This window comes from Algoriphagus resistens, from assembly GCF_001442615.1.
Classification (GTDB): domain Bacteria; phylum Bacteroidota; class Bacteroidia; order Cytophagales; family Cyclobacteriaceae; genus Algoriphagus; species Algoriphagus resistens.
Window position 1 is genome coordinate 145,439 of the sequence record NZ_LMXN01000006.1, and the last position, 23,270, is coordinate 168,708.

General features: G+C 42.8%; 13 protein-coding genes. 3 read left to right on the forward strand and 10 right to left on the reverse strand.

Features of this window, described 5'->3' with window-relative positions:
- Positions 1-11 precede the first annotated feature (11 nt).
- From AS141_RS12740 to AS141_RS12755, 4 genes are all read right to left on the reverse strand, one after another.
- Entirely contained in the window at positions 12-1,292 is a 1,281-nt protein-coding gene (locus AS141_RS12740) for a glycan-binding surface protein (RefSeq protein ID WP_232424900.1), read from the reverse strand.
- A 28-nt stretch (positions 1,293-1,320) separates the two neighbouring features.
- Positions 1,321-2,988 carry a RagB/SusD family nutrient uptake outer membrane protein gene (locus AS141_RS12745; RefSeq protein WP_057938047.1) on the reverse strand — a complete coding sequence of 556 codons (1,668 nt, stop codon included), beginning with the start codon at positions 2,986-2,988 and terminating at the stop codon, positions 1,321-1,323.
- 18 nt (positions 2,989-3,006) lie between these two features.
- Complete coding sequence (locus AS141_RS12750) at positions 3,007-6,165, reverse strand: SusC/RagA family TonB-linked outer membrane protein (protein ID WP_057938215.1); 3,159 nt, start codon at positions 6,163-6,165, stop codon at positions 3,007-3,009.
- Positions 6,166-6,605: 440 nt separating this feature from the next.
- The gene (locus AS141_RS12755; protein WP_087149417.1) at positions 6,606-7,610 is read right to left on the reverse strand and encodes a glycoside hydrolase family 5 protein; all 1,005 of its coding nucleotides are present in this window, start codon (positions 7,608-7,610) and stop codon (positions 6,606-6,608) included.
- Positions 7,611-7,990: 380 nt separating this feature from the next.
- Between AS141_RS12755 and AS141_RS12760 the strand changes: the two genes are divergently transcribed.
- The gene (locus AS141_RS12760; protein ID WP_057938048.1) at positions 7,991-8,329 is read left to right on the forward strand and encodes a hypothetical protein; all 339 of its coding nucleotides are present in this window, start codon (positions 7,991-7,993) and stop codon (positions 8,327-8,329) included.
- Positions 8,330-8,404: 75 nt separating this feature from the next.
- Here the strand turns inward: AS141_RS12760 and AS141_RS12765 are convergent, their stop codons facing one another.
- The 6 genes from AS141_RS12765 to AS141_RS12790 all read right to left on the reverse strand — a co-directional run bounded on the left by AS141_RS12765 (position 8,405) and on the right by AS141_RS12790 (position 20,981).
- On the reverse strand, positions 8,405-10,831 hold the full coding sequence (locus tag AS141_RS12765) for an ABC transporter permease (RefSeq protein ID WP_057938049.1): 2,427 nt from the start codon (positions 10,829-10,831) through the stop codon (positions 8,405-8,407).
- A 563-nt stretch (positions 10,832-11,394) separates the two neighbouring features.
- Positions 11,395-15,492, reverse strand: a complete 4,098-nt coding sequence (locus AS141_RS12770) for a hybrid sensor histidine kinase/response regulator transcription factor (RefSeq protein WP_057938050.1) — start codon at positions 15,490-15,492, stop codon at positions 11,395-11,397.
- 131 nt (positions 15,493-15,623) lie between these two features.
- Positions 15,624-16,937, reverse strand: coding sequence for a xylose isomerase (gene xylA / locus AS141_RS12775; protein WP_057938051.1), 1,314 nt, complete (start codon positions 16,935-16,937; stop codon positions 15,624-15,626).
- Between the two features lie 41 nt (positions 16,938-16,978).
- Positions 16,979-18,481, reverse strand: coding sequence for a xylulokinase (locus AS141_RS12780; protein ID WP_057938052.1), 1,503 nt, complete (start codon positions 18,479-18,481; stop codon positions 16,979-16,981).
- A 13-nt stretch (positions 18,482-18,494) separates the two neighbouring features.
- Positions 18,495-20,138, reverse strand: a complete 1,644-nt coding sequence (locus tag AS141_RS12785) for a sodium/sugar symporter (protein ID WP_057938053.1) — start codon at positions 20,136-20,138, stop codon at positions 18,495-18,497.
- A gap of 117 nt (positions 20,139-20,255) precedes the next feature.
- Positions 20,256-20,981, reverse strand: coding sequence for an aminotransferase class IV (locus AS141_RS12790; protein WP_157243466.1), 726 nt, complete (start codon positions 20,979-20,981; stop codon positions 20,256-20,258).
- Between the two features lie 254 nt (positions 20,982-21,235).
- Between AS141_RS12790 and sdaAB the strand changes: the two genes are divergently transcribed.
- Both sdaAB and AS141_RS12800 read left to right on the forward strand, forming a co-directional pair.
- Complete coding sequence (gene sdaAB / locus AS141_RS12795; protein ID WP_057938055.1) at positions 21,236-21,913, forward strand: L-serine ammonia-lyase, iron-sulfur-dependent subunit beta; 678 nt, start codon at positions 21,236-21,238, stop codon at positions 21,911-21,913.
- Between the two features lie 7 nt (positions 21,914-21,920).
- Positions 21,921-23,270, forward strand: a complete 1,350-nt coding sequence (locus tag AS141_RS12800; protein ID WP_057938056.1) for a TolC family protein — start codon at positions 21,921-21,923, stop codon at positions 23,268-23,270.

Consider the following 23,270-nt stretch of genomic DNA (forward strand, 5'->3'; position numbering starts at 1 on the left):
TGCTATACTATTTAATTTATTGCCCGGATTACCCGTACATTATCTACACCGAGTACCGCTTGAATATCATTGGAAGTGGTATTCACCACAACCAGTCTTAGTTGATGAATAATATTTCCATTTTCATCGAAATTCCCCGCCAGAAAATCTCCATAGGTACTTAAACGGGTACTTCCATTAGATAATTGACTCAAATTGGCAGAAATGGTGTACCAAGAGCCATCCGTAGTGCGGACAAAATTCGAAAGTGGGACATTATAGCTCAATTCATTACCATTGACATCAGGATACCAAAATTGTAACTCCAAACCTTCAATGGAGGAGGATGTGTTTACTGCTATCTCTACCCTGATATCAAAGCTAGCTGCTGGCGCTGAGGGTTCATACCCTTCTCCTTCCGGTAGAATTTGGGCACCACCCCAGTTCACCAAATTGATCACTTTGTCATTGTTCCAACCGTGACTTGCAGGAAAAGCCTGGTTCATTCCACCAAAGTTCCCTTCTAGGCCGGAGATACCAGGCTGTGAAGGTTTGATCATATCTCCTGACATTCCCCATCCCCAGTCCCATGGCCATGCAAGCGCACCATTGGTATCAAAATCTGCCACCATGCCCTTTCCGGCATAGATTTGCGTATTTCTATTGGTAGCTGATCCACCGGATTTAGTCACCACACGTATCGATTGTCCTTCTGAGAAATCCAGATTAGCAGGCACTTTAACTTTGAGAGAAGACCCAGCTGCATTGGTTTCAAAACCGGAAGTCACATACACATCCTCTCCCGGAAAGTAAACGGTATCCACAAAGAAGAAATATCTGCCAAGCAGTGTAAGTTCATCACCGGCTTTTACATACTGGTTTTTCACCTGAAGAACCTGCGGAGCAGGGGGAAGTGTCTGGAATTCCATGATAGCTTCACCCGCTTTGTTTACCAATCTCAATGTATTAGGTACATTTGGATCAGTGGCCACCGTCGGAACCGAGTCCCCTACTGTTACAATCACTGTACTGTTAGTGACATAGGCCGTGTTCACGCCCAGTGGGTAATCGTTCAGGTATACTTGCTGTGTTCCCAATAGATTGTTACCCAAGATCGCCAATGTGCTTCCCAGGGTAGCAGAAGTAAAAGCACTATCTGCTGTAGTAGGATCTGTACTGCGCACCCGCTCGATGGTCGGCGGACCGACGTTTATCTCATCTTCTTCCTTACATGCTCCCAGTATGAGTACCATTACCAGCGCAGAAGCTGCCAGCAGGGAATACGAGGATCTTATATTTTTTATGATTTTCATGTTTTTCATTTCAATGTAGGTCTACAAATCAATTTTCTTGAGCAGAGAAATCATACGGTACAGCAGGCTTTCTCAGGTTCGGTGCCCTCGACAATTCCGCAGAAGGAATAGGAATCTTAAAATTGGATTCGTTCACTGTAAAGAATCTTGGGGAAGAATCATCTGCAGGAATCTCGATTTCCCAAAGTGTGGGATCAGGGATCTGGTCTGCATAGATTCGGAAAGTGCCCCGATCCTGATTGGAAAGTATGCTATACGCCTTTGCCGGATCATAATACTCGAGTTTGGTAAACTCATACCAAGCTTGGCCTTCCATTGCAAATTCTTTTATCCGCTCTTCAAATACATCCTGCCAGGTCACAGAAGTCAACGCATTTACACCAGCTCTGGCTCTCACCATATTTACATACTTCAGTGCTTCAGCAGGATTTTTATCCAAAACAGCCTCAGCGTAGGTCAGGTAAACATCCGCCAATCGAAGAATATATGTATTGATTTCTGTTCCCTGCTGTACGACTTTTCCGTCGTTGTCTTCAGGTCTTCCAACCACATACTTTTTCACCCAGGCTCTACTGTTATAGGGTCTGCTTCCATCAAGGCTACGGGCAGGTACTTCCAACTCCTGGGCAGATCCCCCTGGAGGCACTTGGGTGATGTAAGAATAATGATCGCCAGGAAACATGAAACTTCCTTTTCTTCTCTTATCAAATACCAGATCATCATACATGTCCAGCATCCACTTGGATGCTCCTATGTCTCCGCCCCATCCGTCACCGAAGCCGGTGATTTCAGAACCGAATGCCAGAAAAGCCTGTACTGAATTTTGAGCTCCCCATGCACCAGCTTGACCGGCATTGTATACCCACTGGAGTGCTGCAAGCGTTTCCTTGTTATTATTATTGGCGGTTTTGAAAAGATCCTCGTAGTTTTCCATCAATTCTGCACCGGAGTTATCTATTACCCGCTTCGCATAATAAGCCGCAGAATCCAGGTCAGATTGATTTCGGGATCCAGATACACCTGCTTTAGTCAGGTACATTTTTGCCAGTACACCTTCCGCAGACCATTTGGTCAGGCGTCCGGTCATAACTGAGCTTTCCGGAAGATTTTCTGCCGCGTAGCGGAAATCCTTAATGATAAATTGCCATACGGTTTCTTCGGTATTTCTGGCAATGGTAGTATCCTGCAAAAGCGCTGTATTGTTGGTTATAATCGGAACCGGACCCCAGTTTTGGACCAGGTAAGAATAAGCCAGGCCACGCATAAATCTACCTTCAGCAATACCGTGATTTTTGATCCGTTCAGTCACATCTTCTCCCGCAAAGGAATTGATGTTGTTGATCAATGAATTTGACTGCGCTACTACATTATAGAATGCTCTCCAAGAGGCACCGTTTTCTGCAGTTTCCCCGGTAGTATTGAACCGGACGTTTTCCAACTGATAAGATCCTGATGTCAAGACACCACCTCTGGCATCCCCTATTCCATGACTTGCTTTATCATTGTAAGCAAACCATACCATATTATAGAGTGGTGCAGATGCTGCCAAGATCTGATCGTCAGTCTTGTAAAAGTTAGCATCTACAATCGCGTCCAATGGGGGTCTATCCAAGAAATCCTCTGAACAGCCCACCATTCCTCCAAGAAGCAAAGTAGCTCCAAGGACTAAATTTTGGAATTTTGTGTTTGTTTTCATGTATTTATGATTTTTGGATTAGAAGTCAACACCTAGGCTGAATGTGTACATTCTGGTCTGGGGATACCTGCCGTAGTCTACACCGATCAATTGATTACCGGCAGATACATTGTTTCCAATGGAAGCACCTACTTCAGGATCATATCCTTTGTACTTAGTGAAGGTGAATGCGTTCTGAACCCCAAACGACAATTTCAGGCCTCTTACTACATTTTGCTTTCCAAGAAGCTCATTAGGGACTACATAGGAAAGGTTGATGTTTTTGATTCTCACATAAGAACCATCCTCCACAAACTTGTCTGAAATTCTAGATCCGTTTCCATTCAGATCTGTAGCTGTAATCCTCGGAACATCAGTATCTGGGTTGGCGATGAAAGGGTTACCTGACTCATCCATTTCGATACGGGCATAGTCATAGGTTTCCAAAAGCATGTTTCTACCCAGATTTACATTGTTTGGATTGATGTTAATGAATCTGTTGTAATTATAGATATCTACACCAAGCGCTCCTGTAAACAGGATATCAAGGGCAAAACCTTTGTATGAGAACTGCTGGGTCATGCCAAAGGTGAATTTTGGCCATGGATTACCGATGAAAGTCTGATCACGCTCATCAATCACCCCGTCTTCGTTAAGATCTTTGTACTTGATGTCACCTACATAGATGCCGTTATCACGGTCAACCTGGATTGGGTTTCCGGAGTTATCTACCGGTCTGGCGCTTGACTCCACTTCTTCGATTGATTGGAACAAGCCATCAGCCTGATATCCGTAGAACAACCACGGGGCATACCCAGGCTGAGCTCTGGCGGTAAAGTTATTCAGCCACCAGGCTGTGCGGTCAATGAATGCTGTCTCGGAAAAGAATTTGGTCACTTCAGTTTTGAAACCTGAGAAGTTGTAATTAGAACTCCAGGAGAATCCACTGGCCCTGTTGTCTATATTGATCGTATTGATTGTGATGCCATATCCCTTGTTTTCCAAAGCCCCAATATTCACCGTAGGAGTACCTATGCTTCCTTCTCCTGAAGTGCCCATGTACCAGGGAAGTGGGTTAGGCAAAAGCAAATTGTCAGTTTTCTTCAGGTAGAAATCCCCTTCGATCTGGATTCTGTTGTTCAACATGTTCAGGTTGAAACCAAGGTTGACTGTAGAAGTCTCTTCCCACTTCAGATTTGGATTTCCAAACCTTGAGACCAGAAACCCACCACCCCAGGGAGTAGGAATACTAGGAGAGCTAAGTGGTGCATAGATCGCATTAGGATCACCTTGATTACCCGTAAGACCAGTTTCAAAACGGATCTTTAACTCATCCATCCAGGTAGCATTCTGCAGGAAGTTTTCTTCAGACACTCTCCATGCTGCAGATACGGAAGGGAAATACCCCCATCTATTCTCAGGACCAAAGTTCGCAGAACCATCAGCTCTTATAGCACCTAATAGGATGTACTTCTCGTTGAACGTATAGTTTGCTCTTGCAAAGAATGACTCCATTGCCCAGTTATTGGCTCCGCCGCTGTTGGTAGCTCCCTGAGCAGAACCAAGTCCAAGCTCCTGAAGATCATTGGAAGGGAAGTTCACCCTGCCTCCGTTCAGAAATTCATATTGGGATTCCTGGGCTTCATGGCTGGCCATGACATCCAACGCATGCTTTCCCCAAATAGCACTATAAGTCAGCATCTGGTTCCAGTTCCAATAGAAGCTGTTGCTGGATTCTTCTGTTAAAGAGTTTGTGTCATTGGTCACCACACCTAAGGTATAGGTTGGGGTAAAGAAGTGGCCGTTATTATAGTTGATGTTTGTATTCACCATAGTACGGAACTTAAGGCCTTTTACCAAGTCGATTTCTACATTGAACCCACCCTGAGCCCCTCTTCTCTTATAGCTTCTATCCAATAGATTGGCCAATGCGATCGGGTTTGCTGGAGTGAACTGCAAGCTAGATCCATTTACAGGATCCGCACCGCCCCAAGATCCGTCAGGATTGGTTACCGGTACATTTGGCGCCATCTGTATGGCATTGTTGATCACATCAGAGCTTCCTGTCGCCAATTGCTCATCGGTATGAAAAAGCTGTAAGTTCAAGCCAAGTTTCAACCATTTTCTGGTCTGGTTGTCAATGTTTGTCCTTACTGAGTAACGGTCAAACGAAGAGCCTATCGCCACACCTTCCTGGTTAAAATATTCACCGGAGATATAGAACTTGGTTTTCTCATCTCCCCCAGTCAGTGTGATGTTATGTTTGTTCAAAGGAGCAGTTTTGAAAAGTGCATCCTGCCAGTTGGTTCCTTCACCTAATATAGAGGGGTCCAAAAAAGCTGCCGGAGGATCACCACCGGTGATTTCGCTGATATCATTGGTCATAGTCGCATATTGACTCAGTGACATCACATCCAGATTTTCTGGTTTATCCTGCAGTGTATACAGGTAATTGTAAGTGATTTTAGTCTCACCCGCCTTTCCTCGTTTGGTTGTAATCATGATTACACCGTTGGTACCTCTGGATCCGTAGATCGCAGTAGCAGAAGGACCTTGCAATACTTCCATAGATTCAATATCACTTGGGTTCAGACCCGCAAGCGGATTGGTGGAAGAGGTATTTCCGTAAGATACAGCAGCAGGTTGCACCTGCACACCATCGATTACATATAGCGGCTGATTTGTACCACTAATAGAGTTGATACCCCGGATGTTTACCGAGATGCCTCCCCCTGGTGCCCCTGTATTTTGGGTCACATATACACCTGCAGCACGTCCTTGTAGCGCTTGCTCTATGGTGGTGTTGACAGTACGCTCTATGTCTTCAGAAGTCACAGAAACCTGGGCAGAGGACATATCACGTTTTTTCATAGTGCCGTAACCTACCACTACCACTTCATCCAGGGAAGACATATCTTCTTCCATTGAGATGTTGATTGTAGATTGGTTACCTACCACGACTTCCTGGGCTTTATAGCCAATAAAGCTAAAAACCAGGACGGATTCCGAAGATGGAACAGTAATAGAATACGTTCCGTCAACTTCAGTTGCTACACCAGTAGTGGTTCCTTTCACCAGCACTGTTACTCCAGGCAGAGCAAGTCCATCTCCAACAGCATTCACGGTTCCTTTCACCGTGACCTGGGCCTGGACTACACCTACCAGAAGCATGAGCCAAAGTGGTAATAGTTTTTTCATCATTAGGGGTTTAATTGTAAGAAATTGGTAAATAGGTTTGGAGCAGGAAAAGATTGTCCCGTCGTAAAATTTAATCTAATAGGTAGTAAGTAGTGTTTCATTCAGTTTGGGTTTTGTTTATAAAAATCACTGAGACAAACACCAAAAGCTGAATTGTATTCCTTGCACCGAACTTGCATATCCAGTGATAATTGAATGCAGGGCAGTTCAATTTTAAAAAGAATAGGATCAGGTTTTTGGGTTTATGTCTTTGATCCGAATAAATGTAGTTTTAGTAATTTGGACGGAGGGTATGCAAATGTTTTTATTAAGGGTATCAAATGTTAACAGACATAAAATCAGCTGAAAACAAGGCACTTACCTGTCATTAATTTCATTTTTTTCAGGCTAAAAACCCCATAAATAAAAAGATGGGGCATTTTGAAATGCTACTCCTCGCACTAGTCAAGGTTCTTCTTCAATGCTTTTTTCACTACTTCCCCCCATGGCTTAATTTGAGAACCTGTCCAGTTTCCTTCAGAAGATGCAGCAGGAAAAAGCATAGAACAAGTCTCGTTCTTGTCTGCAATAGACCAGGCTGCCCAAGATATTTTTCTGCTCTCCATCCAACTAAGCCAAGTGTTCCATGAACTTGTATCTATTGGTCCATCACCTGTAGCTTCCATGCCCGCGCACTCAGTGACAAACAATGGCAAACCAGCCTGATACGCTTTCTCCGCCCTTTCTCTCAGATAGTCCTTGTGCGTAGCGGCATAGAAATGCAATACATACATTATATTTTCCTGATCCAGAATAGGATTCTGAGCTACAAGGTGTATATCCTGACTCCATGTAGGCGAGCCAACCAGAATCAAATTATCAGGATCGTGTTTTCTGATTTCAGAGATAATCTCTTCACTATAAACTTTTACTTCCTCCCAAGTCTCATAATCGGGCTCATTGAAAAGCTCATAAATCACATGGGGTTTATCACCATACGTTTTCGCCATTTCAATAAAAAAATCCTTGGCTTGCGCTGGGTACAAGTCATGGCTATGCCAGTCGATGATCACGTACATATTCTCTGCTATGGCAGCATCTACTACAGCTTTGATCTTCTCTATTGCAAATTCAGGGTTTTCAAGGTAGGCATCTGCTGGATCCACCCCCATCGCAGCCCTTACCACATTAGCATTCCAGTCATTTTTCAGCCATTTCACCGCAGAAGTATTGTAAAATCTAGGCCACCAATTGTGCCAGCCAAAACTAACTCCGCGAAGCATGACGGCTGTGCCTTCACTGTTGGTCAGCTTCCCATCAGTTACTTTTAACTGTCCAAAGTAGTTGACTTCACCAACTGGCCCTGGATCCTGTGTAGTAACATCAGGGTTAGGGATAGGATCCGGGGTAGAGGCTTCAGAGCAGGATGATACTATCAAGCCTGCAATGATCAGAAATTTTTTCATTCGTCGGGTTCTGTTAATTGAATCTTCAATTTTACACCAACAGAATTTTAAACAGGGGTACCAATTGTTTCCGATTGGGGTAAAAACCGTTAAATGATATATCCATCCGAGGATCCCATAGTATATAGGTTAGGAAATTCAGAAGATCGATTTAAGCCTGTGTTGTTTACAGCTTGAGGGTGAAATTTGGATTAGGCTTTTTTGCTTACGGCTTTGGATCCTTTCAAACAGAACCTTGAGCCATTCAAATTCATTGATGTTGTTCTTTTTGCAGCTTGCCATGGAGCTCGAACACAATCAGTTCCGCCAATTTGGCTAGATTATAGTCAGGGCTGTTCCCATTGGGCAGACGGGCCTGTATTTATATTTGTTATACTTCAGTGATTTCTCAAGCCTGTCTAGAGCAGGAGCTGAGTGTTTCTTTCTTTCCTCTGTCCTATGCTCCTAGTCCAGTGCATGCGGCCTCATCCGTTGCCCCAGGGAATACAGCAGCTGCAATTCATCTCAATCCCGTAAGAGCAGGTGTTGTCGAAATGGAGGAAGAGTATCCGTTAAGCAATTGTGGGGATTTTTATGGAAGTGGAAAGGGTGGTATTGATGAAGCGGATATTTGCGCTGTTCGGAATTTGCAATTCCGGACCTGGATAAAGCGGATTTCAACTCCCTGCTTTCAGTTGTCCGACATTGCAAAAATCAAACAGCAGGATATGGAGGAATAGTCAAATGGTGTGTTTAGCCAAAACCGAAAGCCGGATGCAATTAGTAACCAATCTAGTAATTTCCAATTTCTCTCCCTACTCACTCCTTAAGCTCTCCACAGGGTTCATCAGGACTGTTTTTAAAGTTTTTCCACCTATTGTAATTACCGTAAGGATCAAAATAGCCAGTGCAGGGATTCCAAAAAGCCACCAACTGAGTTCGATGTGGTTGGCAAATTTCCCCAACCATTCTTTTACGATAAAATAGGTAACAGGAATCCCGATAGTCATTGAAATTAACACCGTCTTTATGAAGTCTTTTGACAGTAAAACGAGCAAACCAGTCGTGCTGCCTCCGATCACTTTTCTGACCCCAATCTCCTTGGTTCTTTTGGCTACCGTAAAAGTGGCCAACCCGAACAAACCAAGGCAGGCAATGAAAATGGCAAAGAGTGTCAAGACTCCAAATACCTTTTGGAAGCGTTCGTCCGCTTTATATTGCCTATCGTATTCCTGATCAAGGAAAAAGTAGGAAAATGGTTTGTATGGGAAAATGGTCTCGTATTGCTGCTTTATCATGGCCAGTTGCTCAGCGGGATTTTGCCCTGCAAATTTCACGCTGATATACCCCTCAGCATTTGGGGAATAACCCATAAGGATAGGGATTTGGGCCGCTTTTGGCGATTCTTGATTGTAGTTTTTTACTACACCTCTGATGGTGCTTCTGTGTCCCCAGAAATTGATGGATTTTCCAATTGCCTTTTTCGGATCCGCAATCCCCCATAAATGCAATGCCTTTTCGTTCACAATAAACTGTCCGTCAACTGTATCCTCAAATGTATCTCGGTTGGTGGAGCTAAAATTCTCACCTGCCAAAAGCTCAATTTCCATCAGGTCCAAAAAGGCAGTGTCTATTAAAGTCAGATAAAAATTGAAGTCTGTTTTTTCCGGAGCGTCGCTAAGGTTAACGCCCCTGGTAGTTGACATAGAAGCACCCGAAAGTCCCGGTACCGTCATGGACGTAGCGACTGACTTTACATCCGAATTGGCCAAAAGCGATTGCTTGAATGATTCAATGCTTTGGCTTACATGCTCTCCGGCAGGTGTTTTCACCACCACTATCTTTTCTGTATTTACACCAATATCCAGATTTCTCAAATAATCGATCTGAAGGTAGACCGCGAAGGTTTGTACCAGCAAAACCACAGTAATTCCAAACTGAAATACCACTAACGACTTTCGAAGAAAAACACCTTGCCCTGAATGTGAAAAGCTTCCTTTTAGTACCTGCGATGGCTTGAACGAAGACAGCACAAATGCAGGGTAAATACTCGATAGGACGATTGCCATAATCAAAAAACCAACCAAACAGGCCCAAAAGAACAAATCCCCGAAAATGGAAAAGCTTTCGGGCAAACCTGCCGTTTCTATGAACAGGCTTTCAACCAAGGAAATAAGCATGATCGCCAGTAGAGCTGAGAAAACGTTTATGATCAATGATTCTACAAACACCTGGATTTTTATCTGTAAACCCGTAGAACCGACCACTTTCCGCATGCCCATTTCTTTGGCCCGGTCCAGGGCTTTGGAAGTGGAAAGGTTGGTATAATTGACCAAGGCGCTGCTGATTACCAAAAATGCAACGGCCAACAAAAAATAAACCGAACGGGCATCACCGTTTGGTTCTGTTTCAAATCCTTTTTTGGAATATAGGTGGATGTCGCCAATCTTTTGCCCGATAAAATTGTTGTTGACCGCTACTCCCTGGGCCTTAAGTTGCTTGTTGAACAACACTAAATTCTCCGTGAAGTTGTCATAATCCGCATTTTCGGCAAGCTCTACATAGGTAAGCGTATTGTTTCCAGTCGCATTGTCTTCTGTCTCGCCAAAATCAGAAATTAAGGTTGCATAGGACACCAACATGTCAAACTTCAAGTGAGTGTTGCTTGGGCTATCAGGAACCACACCCACCACATTCATCAATATGGGCAAATTGGGGCCTATGATTTTGAATGTTTCTCCAACGACATCGATCGTATTGAAATATTTTATGGCGGTACTTTCGCTCAATACTGCCTGATGGGGCTTTGTGAACAGATCTTGGTTTGATCCTTGAATCAAGGAATAGTGAAATATGTCAAAAAAGGAGGGGTCAACACCCAAAACCTTGTCCACGACATATTGTTTTAAGCCAATTTGAATATCAATACTTGGTTCACCGACAGGGTAAGCCCTGGTACTGTTCTCTACTTCTGGAATTTCATTTTTCAGTACTTCCGCAAGAACGGGGAAAGTTTCAACGTCTTGGGCAAATACGGTTTCGCCGTTTAGGTAATCGGTGGTGATCCGCACGATCCTGTCGACATTGGGATACCCGTGTTCATAACTCATCTCATAGCGTACATACTGCACGATCATCAACGTAATAGCCAACCCCGACGCCAAACCAAGCACGTTGATAGCTGTAAAGGACTTGTCCTTTCTAAAGGTCCTGAATGCGATCTTGAAGTAGTTCTTGAGCATGGGAATCAATGTAATTGTTACTAGTCAATTGCTAAAGGTGGGTGATCAGTTTGTCCTGTGCTGTTCGGAATTTGTAATTCCCAACTCGGATAAAGCATTTAAAATCCAAGGTTATCAAGCGTCTGTCATTTAAATTGTTAAGCAGCGTGAAATCACTAAGTAATTTTATTTTCGTTTATGAATTGTTTAATATCCATGCCAGTATCAATCTGCGAAAACAGGCTAATTTCGGTCATCAAACCGATTTACCACGGCGTGAATCAGACACTTTTGTCCGTCAACGGGCAAAAGGTATCTTTAAAAAGTCGGGTTGTTCAACATTATTAGTGCGTTGTTCGGAATTTGGGATTCTAAACCTTTATAAAGTGGATTTCAAATCCTTGTGATCAGTCGTCCCATATTGCAAATGCCAAACAGCTAGATACCGATGAGTAGCGTAATGGTGTGGTTAGTCGAAGCTGAAAGGACCAAGATGGAGTTGTTGGCAGGAAATCGTGGAACTCTTTCTAAGAGATCGTATGGAAATCAAGGGATACTATGCTTAAAAAACCTTAGAAATAAGATCATCCAGCAGCTATTTCTTGCTGACGGACCGCATATTCCGAAGGAAGTACCGAGAATTCCGCTTTGAAATGCTTCGCAAAGTACTTGGCGTTGTTATAGCCTACCATGTACGCAATTTCTGAGATATTGAGTTGGCTTTTAGCCAAAAGCTGAGAAGCACGTTTCAAACGGATCAGGCGAATAAACTCTATCGGGCTTTTGCCGGTAATGGATTGGAGCTTTTTATATAAATGCACTCTGCTCATCCCTAACTCCTTGCTTAAGAATTCTACAGAAAGCTGAGGATCTTCCATGTACTTTTCTACCAATGCTACCGCTTTTTGGATCAGCTGGTCGTCCAGTGAAGTTACATTTACTTCTGATGCATTGATTTGGATCTTGTTTCGGTTTTGTTCCTGGATCACTTTTCGCTCACGCAAAAGATTCTTTACACTAAGCTGCAAAATCTCCAGATTAAACGGTTTGGTCAGGTATAGATTGCAGCCGCTGTCCAGACTCTGAACCATCGTTTCTTCGGATTTTTTGGCCGTAAGCAAGATCACGGGAATGTGTGAAGTCTTAATATCCCCTTTCACTTTATGACAAAATTCCTTCCCATCCATTTGAGGCATCATCAAATCAGAAATGATCAAATCAGGAATATGCTGCTGGGCCAGATCCCAGCCTTGCGCCCCATTGGTTGCTGTAATAACCTGATAGGTCTCCGAGAGACAATCTCTCAGGTAATTTCTAAATTCCACATGATCCTCAGCAATAAGAATTATGTCTTTCAATTCACCTACTGAAAGTGAGGTTTCTTCATCTTCATCGTCCAGGTTTTCAGGGATAATCAGGGCCAGTGGGATAGTCAGGGAAAATACAGTCCCCATACCTGGCTCACTTTCTACAGTGATTTCTCCGTTCATCGTACGTGCAAAATCCTGGACCAAAGATAAACCGATGCCGCTTCCCTGATTTAGCTGCTGCTTATGCCCTTCTGTAGTGTAGAATCTATCAAAAATCTTCAGCTGGTCTTCTTTAGAAATACCGATTCCGGTATCTGATACCGACAGAATCAAAATTCCCTTCTCCTCATTTTCCTGCTGCAATTCAAGTGTCACCGTAATAGCACCATCTTCTTGGGTGAATTTGAATGCGTTGGAGAGCAGATTGAACAGGATTTTCTCCAATTTGTCAGGATCAAAAATCGCCTGCTGCGCTTGTGTGTTTGTTTCGAAATTCAGATGGATATGCTTATTCTCCGACAGTTCATGGAAGTCAGCAACGCATTCCTTGATGAATTGAATCACATCACCTTCTGAAGGATGAAACGCCAAACCACCATTTTCTACATTTTTGACATCCAAAAGTTGATTAATCAGTTTAAGTAAGCGTCTTGCATTTCGCTGGATAATCTTGTATTGGCTAAGCAAACCCGTATTTTCAGTCCCGGAAATCAAATGCTCGGTCGGAGTCAAAATCAGGGATAGCGGTGTCCTAAACTCATGGCTTAGATTGGTAAAAAATTTGGTCTTCAGCCGGTCCAGATCCTGAACACGTTTGGCTTCCCTCATCGCCTGCTCCCTGTCAAATTTCTCCCGTTGCCTGGTTAACAGTTGATGTCTGAAATAGAATATTAGGGCAAAAATTGCCATTGCATACATAAAATAGGCAATAGGAGTCTTCCAGAACGGAGCCAGAATCCTAATATCCAATTTGTATTCATTTAAGCTCCATCCATCCAAAACAGTACCCGGCTGCACTACCAAGGTATAGGTGCCCGGATCGAGGTTGGTGAAGGTGACTTTTGCAAGATCATCATTGAGATAAATCCAGTCATCATTGAAGCCAAGCAGCTTATAACGGTATTTGTTTTTTTCCGGATAAAGAAAATTCAACGCACTGAAGCCAATGGAAAAAATATTTTCGTCATGCCTTAGCACAAGCTGGTCCATTTTATCCAATGATTTTGTAAGAAGTACCCGATTACTCAGACGCTCACCAACCTTGACCTCCTCATTAAATAGCTGGAAATCCGTAAAAACCACAGCCGGGTTATTCCGTTCAAATGCAAAATTTTCAGATTTAAAGATATTATAGCCATTTGGACCACCAAAAATAAATTCTCCCTTACTTGTCCTTAACGCTGCATTCTTATTAAAGAGTGCTGCCTGAAGGCCATCTTTTTGATCAAAATTCTGAAAGGTAACCGAAAACGGAGTCACATTTCTGTTTATCTCCGCATAGCTTAATCCCATTTGGGAACTTATCCAGAGATTTTTATCACCGTCTTCAATAAGGTCCACCAGATAATCTGTCGGTAATCCATCGGCCTTCCCGAAGTGGATAAAGGTGGAATCTGATGAATCAAAGTAGTACAGACCGCTTAAGGTCGAAATCCATAATATTCCCTCTACGTCTACATACAAATCACTGATATTAGAATCTATCAGACCGTTTCCCTGAGTTTCTGAATAAAAAGCGCTTTCTCCTGTTTGGTAGTTCAGTCTATTCAGACCACTGCCTCCGGACACCCATATATTCCCTTGTTTATCCTCTGCAAAACCGGTTATATACTGATTGTTCGTAAAGAACGGTGCGCTTCCAGCTGGATAATTATGAAATTCTTTTCTGTCCTTATCCAACATAGATATACCGGAACGGAGCGTGCCAATCCAGATTTTCCCGGTACTGTCCTCAAAAAGTTTCCAAATACTAGGCCCTGGAATGCCTGATTCATTCTCAGACGGGTAATTATAATTTTTAAATTCCTTTCCATCAAAGCTTCCTAAGCCATTCAGATAGGTTCCTATCCAGAGAATCCCTTCATGATCGATCATCAGATCCACAATGACATCACCAGTCAGACTTTTGGCATCTTCAGGATTATGCCTGAAGGCTTTATAGGTATTGGTTTTTCTGTTATGATAAAAAAGCCCTCCCCCATTAGTCCCTATGTAAAGATTGCCCAAGCTATCCTCAGCAAAAGAATTTACATCATTGAAAGGAAGAGAATTCGGATCAGCAAAGTTTTTGCGGACATGGGAGAACCTCAGCAGCCCCTGGTGATAATAGGCAACCCCTTTTTTGTGGGTGCCTACCCAAATAATATCTTCGCTGTCTTTATACAGGGAGTAAACAACATTGTGAGGCATGGTATTATCCTGCGAATTCTCACCCGCAAGGTAGTTGACTGTCCCATCATATTTGTTAAGGACATTGATCCCGCCATGGTCTGTCCCCAGCCAAATCTGCCCCACTTTTGCCTCCACAATGGTTTTCACCATATTATTATTTAAGCGAAACTCCCCTCTGTTTTCCTGGTTTATCCGGACTTCATGCGAATACCCATCAACCCTGAACACTCCCAAATCCCGCTCAGGATCAAATATCCAGGCATCTCCATCGGAATCAATCAAAATCTCATAAGTTGCTGAAGATGGAATTTCATCTTTCGGAAGTCTTAGCGTCTGCGTGACTATGAGACGGTTTGGATCGAGTAAATCGATGACTCCAGAACTGTGGACCACCCATACCAATCCATCAGGGGCTTCTGCAATTGCTACTACCTGGTTGGAAAAAAGACTTCCCTTGTTACCGTTCTTCTGTACATATACCGTTTTCTTGGTTTCTTCATCGTAAATGCTGATTCCTTTGGCCGGGTGTGTGAACCAGAATCTACTTTGGCGGTCTTTCATCAACACCCCAACAGAATCAGAAGCTAAATGATATATGCTGGAAAATACTTTCAGACCTCTTGAAAACTGCTCATTTTCAGGATTATAAATATCAAATATCCCGTTTACATTTTTAATCCATAGCTTATCTCCTGGACCTATGAAAATTTTGAGTATATTATTGTGAGAGATGGAAGTTGAATCTTTGGTATTCAAAAAAATCTTCGTGCGTGTGCCATCATATCGGTACAGGCCATAGGCTGTGCCGTACCACATCATGCCATCTGCATCTCTGACCATACTCAGGATATTTGAATTGGATAAACCCAGGTTTTCGTCAAGGTTTCGAAACACAAGTTTTTCTACTTCGTCCTGAGCGGTTACCGATCCGGTCCAAAACATCATCAAACATACTATTCCACAAATCACATATCCTTTCATACACGGTAAACTAGGGCTGCCAAATTATGAGAATTAAAGGAAATATCTTATTGAAGATCCAATCTTTTTCAACAAAAAAGTCCGATTGAAGCAACTCAACCGGACTTTAATAAATTATTTATAAAAGATACTTAGATAAATCTATTTAGAAGATTTTCGAAGTACTCTTGCTTACCACTTGTCTGAATAGGCTCCCCTACTTCAGCAGCATAGTTTCTCAAATCTTCCAAGGTAAGATTTCCTTCTTCAAAGGATTTTCCTTTTCCGGAATCAAAGCTTGCATAGCGGTTTTTCCTTCTTTCCAAGTAATCAGACTTGTCCAGAATGTCCTGGGCGATCAGCATCCCTCTCGCAAAAGCATCCATACTTCCGATATGGGCCAGGAATAGATCATCCATATCAGTTGAGTTTCTTCTGATTTTTGCATCAAAGTTAACTCCACCGCCCTGGATACCTGCTGAGGTCAACAATACTAGCATGGCTTCAGTCATTTCCTGCAAGTTCATCGCAAACTGATCGGTATCCCAACCATTTTGATAGTCACCCCTGTTGGCATCAATGCTACCCAGCATACCGGCGTCAGCACATACTTGAAGCTCATGTTGGAACGTGTGTCCCGCCAAGGTGGCATGGTTTACCTCGATATTCAATTTGAAATCCTTGTCCAGTCCATGCTGTCTTAAGAAGCCTATGACGGTGGCAGCATCGTAATCATACTGGTGCTTGGTCGGTTCCATAGGCTTAGGCTCGATAAAGAATGTTCCTTTAAAACCGTTCTTTCTGGCATAGTCACGTGACATGGTCAAAAACTTGGCAAGGTGTTCCGTTTCACGCTTCATATCTGTGTTGAGCAAGGACATATAACCTTCACGCCCTCCCCAAAACACGTAATTCTCACCATTCAAGGCAATCGTCGCATCAATTGCATTTTTCACCTGAGTGCCTGCCCAGGATACCACACTGAAATCCGGATTGGTGGAAGCACCATTCATGTAACGGGGATTGCTAAAAACGTTTGCGGTTCCCCAAAGCAATTTAACACCTGTTTCTGCCTGCTTTTGCTTAGCGTATTCAGTAATGATCTGCATTCTTTTCTCGTACTCTCCCAAGGTAGGTCCTTCATCGATCAAGTCGATATCATGGAAGCAATAGTATGGGGCTCCGATTTTTGTGATGAATTCGAAAGCAGCATCCATTTTGTCTTTAGCGCGCTGAATTGGATCAGCAGCCGCATCCCAAGGATGAACAATCGTACCCGGTCCGAATGGATCTCCACCAGTCCCGCAGAAGGAATGCCAATAAGCGATTGCGAATTTAAAGTGCTCCTTCATTGTTTTGCCGGCGATGATACGATTCTCATCGTAAAATCTAAAAGCCAATGGATTATCACTTTCCTTACCTTCGAAAGGGATTTTATCGATTGAAGAGAAATAAGTTTTTGACATTTTTACTGTGGTTTATTAGGTTTTATAGGTTTGAAATTTAATTATATACTCATCTTTTGGATTGCTTCCAAATGGCTTTTCCAGGTGGAATAAACTTCTTCATAAGGGTCAAAGAAATGCTCGTTTGGCTCTATTGTTTCCAACAATTCCAATCCCGCAAAAGCCTCCGTCTCAGAAGCGAACACTCCCGCTCCGATCCCTGCCCCTCTGGCTGCCCCTTGAGCGCCATCTGTGTCATACAGTTCGAGAACCACTCTGTTCATATGAACGAAAGTCTTACGGAAAACCGGGCTAAGGAACATATTTGCCTTCCCTGCCTTGACAGTCTTCAGATCCAGTCCCATTTCCTGCATAATCCGGAATCCAAAGGTAAGTGCTGATACAATACCTTCCTGTGCAGAACGGATCATATGCCGTTTGTCATGCTTTAGAAGATCCAAACCGAGCATGTGAGCGCCCACGGGTTTGTTCTGCATGATGCGCTCCGCACCGTTCCCAAAAGGAATAAACGTCAGTCCTTCAGAACCAATCGGAGCAGAACTTCCCAGCGTGTTCATTTCATCGTAATCAATATGACCTGCACCCATTATTTTTTTCAGCCAGCTATTCAAAATACCTGTACCATTCACACAAAGTAAAACTCCATACGATGGATTTTCCATGGAATGATTTACATGTACAAAGGTATTAACTCTGGACAAAGGATCATGAAGTGGTTTATCCGCGACTCCATACACTGTCCCTGAAGTTCCGGCTGTAGTGGCCAATTCCCCAGGCTTCAATACCTGAAGGGAAAAAGCATTATTAGGCTGATCTCCGGCACGGTATGAAATAGGAACCCCTTCTTCAAGTCCTGTAACTTCAGATGCTAACGCTGACACTCTTCCCTGAATAGAATAAGAAGGAACCACATCAGGAATCCAGGATTTAGAGATTTGGTAGTTCCCGAGAACTTTGTCACTCAAACCATTCTTTTGAAAATCCCAGAATATCCCCTCTGATAACCCTGTCTCCGAAGTACAGATCTCCCCGCTCAATCTCATTGCAATGAAATCACCCGGAAGCATCATTTTATGGATCTTAGCTGCTATAGCAGGTTCATTCTCTATCACCCAGCGGAGCTTGGAAGCAGTGAAATTCCCAGGAGAATTCAGCAAATTTTTAAGGCAGTATTCTTCGCCTAGCTCTTTGAAGGCTTTTTCCCCTATTCCCACCGCACGGCTGTCACACCAGATAATGGATGGTCTCAGGACGTTTTGATCCTTATCCACCAATACCAATCCATGCATCTGGTAAGCAATCCCAATTCCTTTCAGCTCGCCTTTTTTCACTTTAGTCTTACTAAGCACAAAGCGGATGGAATGCTGCACATACTTCCACCAAATCTCCGGATCTTGTTCTGCCCAGCCCTTTTCAGGGGAATCAATGATCATTTCCTCTTCAGGAAAAGCTTTGGAGAATAAAGACTTTCCAGAATCGGCATCAAGTAAAGAGGTTTTGACAGAGGAGCTCCCAATGTCAATCCCTAATAATAAACGTCTCATTTAACTGTGTTTTTTACCAGAATACGATGTATAGAGCTGCAGTAATTCCCGCGATCAGGACCGCACCGATTTTGAAAGTTGCGCTGGTCCTGAACAGCTCTTTAGTGATTTCTATGCTATTTGGATGGTCTTTCCCTTTACCTTCTACCAGACTGATGATGATCATCAAAGCAGCCAGAATCAAAAATACGACACCCATTCTATCGATGAACGGCAATGCCGGAAAAACAATCTTTAAGACTACAGAAAGCGGGATACTCAAAGCTGCTCCTGTAAGAGCTGCATTTGAAGTTGTCTTCTTCCAGAATACACCAAAGAAGAAAATGGCAAAAACCCCCGGACTGATAAATCCAGTGTATTCCTGAATAAACTGAAATGCCTGATCTAAAGCTCCCAACGCCGGAGCAACAACGGATGCCACAGCAAAAGCGACCAATGCCGTAATCCGACCAACTTTCACCTGTTTGGCTTCGGATGCACCTTTTCCTATGTACTTATTGTAAATATCCATGGTAAAAATAGTGGAAGTACTATTGGCCATAGATGCTAAAGAAGATACGATAGCTGCGGTCAGCGCTGCGAATGCCAATCCTTTCAAACCAACGGGTAATAGTTGCAGCAAGGTAGGATAAGCTCTATCAGATTTGATGATGCCTGTAGCGGGATCCTTCATTGATTCAATAAATCCCACGTCTATGCCATTATTGACTATTACGAATGCCGCGATACCGGGAATCACCACGATAAGAGGCATAAGCAACTTTAGGAATCCGGCGAAAATCATCCCTTTTTGGGCTTCATCCAGGCTTTTTGCTGCCAGCGCCCTTTGCGTGATGTATTGGTTGAATCCCCAGTAGCTAAGGTTCGTAATCCACATACCTCCTACCAACACAGAGATCCCTGGAAGGTCAAGGTAGGCATCACGAGTACCTCCGGCACCATCTGGAATCATCATTTCACCTTTGGACAATATCATGGAAAAGTGGCCAGGAACCTCTCTTCTCAACAAGCCAAGTCCTTCCCAGGCATCACCCCCACCTACCATTTGCAGCGCAATATAAGTAGTGGCAAGCCCACCTGCTATCAAGAATACCACCTGAATTACATCAGTCCAAGCTACTGCCTTAAGTCCGCCATAGATGGAATAGATCATGGCAAAAAGGGCCAATCCAAAGATACCATAGCCCATAGGTACATTCAGAATCGTATTCAAACTCAATGCACCCAGATACAATACTGAGGTAAGATTGACAAAAACATAAAGAAGCAACCAGAAGATTGCCATCGTGGTTCTTACCCGCGTATCATATCGATCTAACAAGAACCCAGGCATGGTATAGATGCCTTTTTTGATGTAAACCGGTAAAAAGAAAATGGCCACCACCAACAAGGTGACCGCTGCCATCCATTCGTAGGTGGAAATCGCCAGTCCTAAAGCAAATCCAGAACCGGACATGCCTATGAACTGCTCTGCAGAAATATTGGAAGCGATCAAAGACGCTCCCACCGCCCACCAGGGCAAGGCTTTGGAAGCGAGAAAATAATCGGAAGAATTTTTTACGTGACCTTTCTTCTCACGGGAAACAAAAATCCCCATCCCGATGATGAGCAAACAATAGCCTATAAAGACGGCTAAATCTAAAGGTTCTAAGAGCATAAATTGTTAGGTTAGGTTTGGGCAGTTAGTTTGGGTAAACGACTAATCTTATTAGAATAAGCCGATAAAGATAATATTTTCATGATAACGTCTACAATAAAAAGAACCTATTTGAAATTAATGAAATATTAGTTTTAAAAATTGTAAAGGAACTGTGGACAACTTCCTGCCTCTAAAGCTCCCTAAATAGCTGATTCCAGAACAGTTACTTACAAAAACCTGTTCTGCCTTCTCTAATTCCACAAGTTTAAATTCTCCTTCCTGGTAAAATATTTCATGTTGGATCATATGCTCAAGGATTACTTGTCGGCTCACGCCGTTTATACAGCTGCAGCTTAAAGAGGGTGTGTATACTATTCCGTCTTTTATCCAAAAAACCGTTGATGCGCCGGCTTCCGACACAAACCCTCTATAATCAAGTAGGATTATTTCGTCCAGTCCCCGCTCCTTTCTTTCCTGATTGGCCAGGACATAGGGCAGTGCATTGAGTGATTTAAACGAACACCAAAGCGTGGGAAACAGCTGAATTTTCCCAGAAACATCTACTTTTTCTTTAACCGAGGGTGGCTCTGCAAATTCTGTAACCTGTAAAACCTGAAACACTCGGGTAGACTCAGGAGTATATTTCCCTGACCCTGCCCGATAGACTGTCCATCGAACCCGTTTTAGTTGGGAAGGGTAGTTATCAGTTAGTAAATCCAGAAGCCCGAGCGTATCAATAGCATCAGAATCCAAACCAAGAATTTGCATTCCCCTCATTAATCGTTGAATATGATTGTCAAAAAACCTAATTTCACTTTTCATCCATACCATGGTCTCGAATAAACCATCTCCAAAATTCATGGCACGGTTTGGAAGTTTCGTGCTAGGTAGGCATGACCAAGTTTCGCTTGTGGGAGATTTTTGAAAGATTGTTTCGATTTCGTTCATAAAACTGTTCATAATCGGTCAGGAACTCATTTTGTTATCGTTTCACTATGTTAAACTATGTAAACATGTCCCCATTTAAATCGCATTCTATACAATAAATATCATTTTTAGCATGAATTCGTATGAACGATTTTACCTTAGCACCAAAATTGGAATATTAGTCCCAGATGGCAAATAAAAGTAGCGTTTTTGATATGATCGGACCAATAATGATAGGGCCATCTTCTTCCCATACAGCTGGTGTAGTCAGAATTGCCAGAGCTGCTATCCGTGTGCTGGGGGGAATTCCTGATGATGCTTCCATCACTTTTTATAATTCTTTTGCAAGAACCTATGAAGGCCATGGAAGTGACCGTGCAATAATCGGAGGATTGATGGACTTCAAAACTGATGATGGTAAAATTAAAAACGCGCTCGAAATAGCCAGGGAAAAAGGAGTCACCTTTCGGTTCAAATCGATTGGCAATTCTTCCATCCACCATCCCAATACGATAAAGCTAAACCTCAAAAAAGGGGATAGAACTGTAGAAGTTGTGGGAGAAAGTTTAGGTGGCGGAGTGATCAACATCTCAGAAGTTGATGGATTTGTGGCTAATTTTTCTGCAGCAGACCATACCCTTATTATTAAGGCGGAGGATATAGCAGGGGCAATTGCTTTCATTTCAGCTGTAATAGCTCAGGAAAAAGCCAATATTGCCACCATGTCAGTATCAAGAAAAGGTAAGCATGATCTGGCATGCCATGTCATAGAAATGGACTCTGGAATAAAAGAGCTTACCTTAAATTATTTAAAATCATTATCCTGGATTACAGAATTAATATATATTCCTGACATTGACCTTTAACTATACTATGAGAAAATTGCTACTAAGCTTTGTCTTAGCGATTGGGATTGGTTTTTCATCCCTGGCACAAGAAGTTACACTGCCTGCTGGTCCTTTAGACCTTGAGACCGCTGTTTCTATTGGCCTGAAAAACAATCTCACGTTAAAAAGAAGCGAATTAAATCAACTGACCAACGAAGCTACGCTACTACAGAATCAGGGGCAACGCTATCCCAATCTGACTACCGGTGCAAGTTCTGGGTACAGATGGGGTAGATCTATTAATCCGGTAACCAATCTTTTTGAAACGGCCCGTATTGGTAACATCAATGTGTCTGCATCCTCAAATGTCACCGTCTATGCCGGTAATCAAATCAATAACTCTATTAAACAGTCTAAGGTGGATTTGGAAGCCGGAATGTATAACATTGAAGCTACCAAAAATGACATCATCTTGAATATCATCAACCTTTTTGTTAATGTGGTATTCAACCGTGAGCAGGTAACAGTGGCTGAAAATCAATTAGCGTCTACATCAGACCAACTGACCAGAACCACCAAACTAGTAGAGGCAGGATCGCTTCCCCTTTCAGACCAATTAGATGTGCAGGCTCAAAATGCCACAAATCAGGTAAATTTGATCAATGCAAAAAATGACTATAATATCGCAAAGCTTAACCTTGCACAGGCTCTGCAGATACCTTATACACCAGAATTTTCTGTAGTTGAGCCTGAGTTTGAAATAAATGAATTATTAATGGCCACAGAAACTCCCAGGGATATCTACAACCAAGCCTTGGGAATAATGCCAGAAATAAAAGCTGCACAAGCGAATGTCCAAAGTGCTGAATATGGAGTAAAATTGGCAAAAGCAGGTTATTATCCTACACTTGGTGTAGGGGCAAATATCTTCTCCAATTACGTCGATCAGGTTTACGGCACAGAGCGCCCAACCTTCGGCCAGCAAATAGAAAACAACTTATCTGAGGCTGTTAACCTCCAACTCAGTATTCCGATTTTTTCCAGGCTAAGCAATAAGGCTAACGTACAGAGAGCAAGAGTCCAGAAGCAAATCTCTGAGGTAGCTGCATTGGAGGCAGAAAATCAATTAAGGAATGATATTGAAACTGCATACAATAGTGCCCTTGCCGCACAATTGACTTATGAATCCTCTCTGGTGCAAGTGGAGAGTTTAGAGGAAACTTTTCGGATAGCCCAACAAAGATTCGATCTGGGAGCTATCAATTCAGTGGATTTTCAGGTGGCTCAGAACAACCTTTTCAATGCACAGGCAAATTTGCTAAATGCAAAATACACTTATATTTTCAGAGTAAAAGTTCTTGATTTTTACCTGGGTAATCCAATTAATCTTAATTAA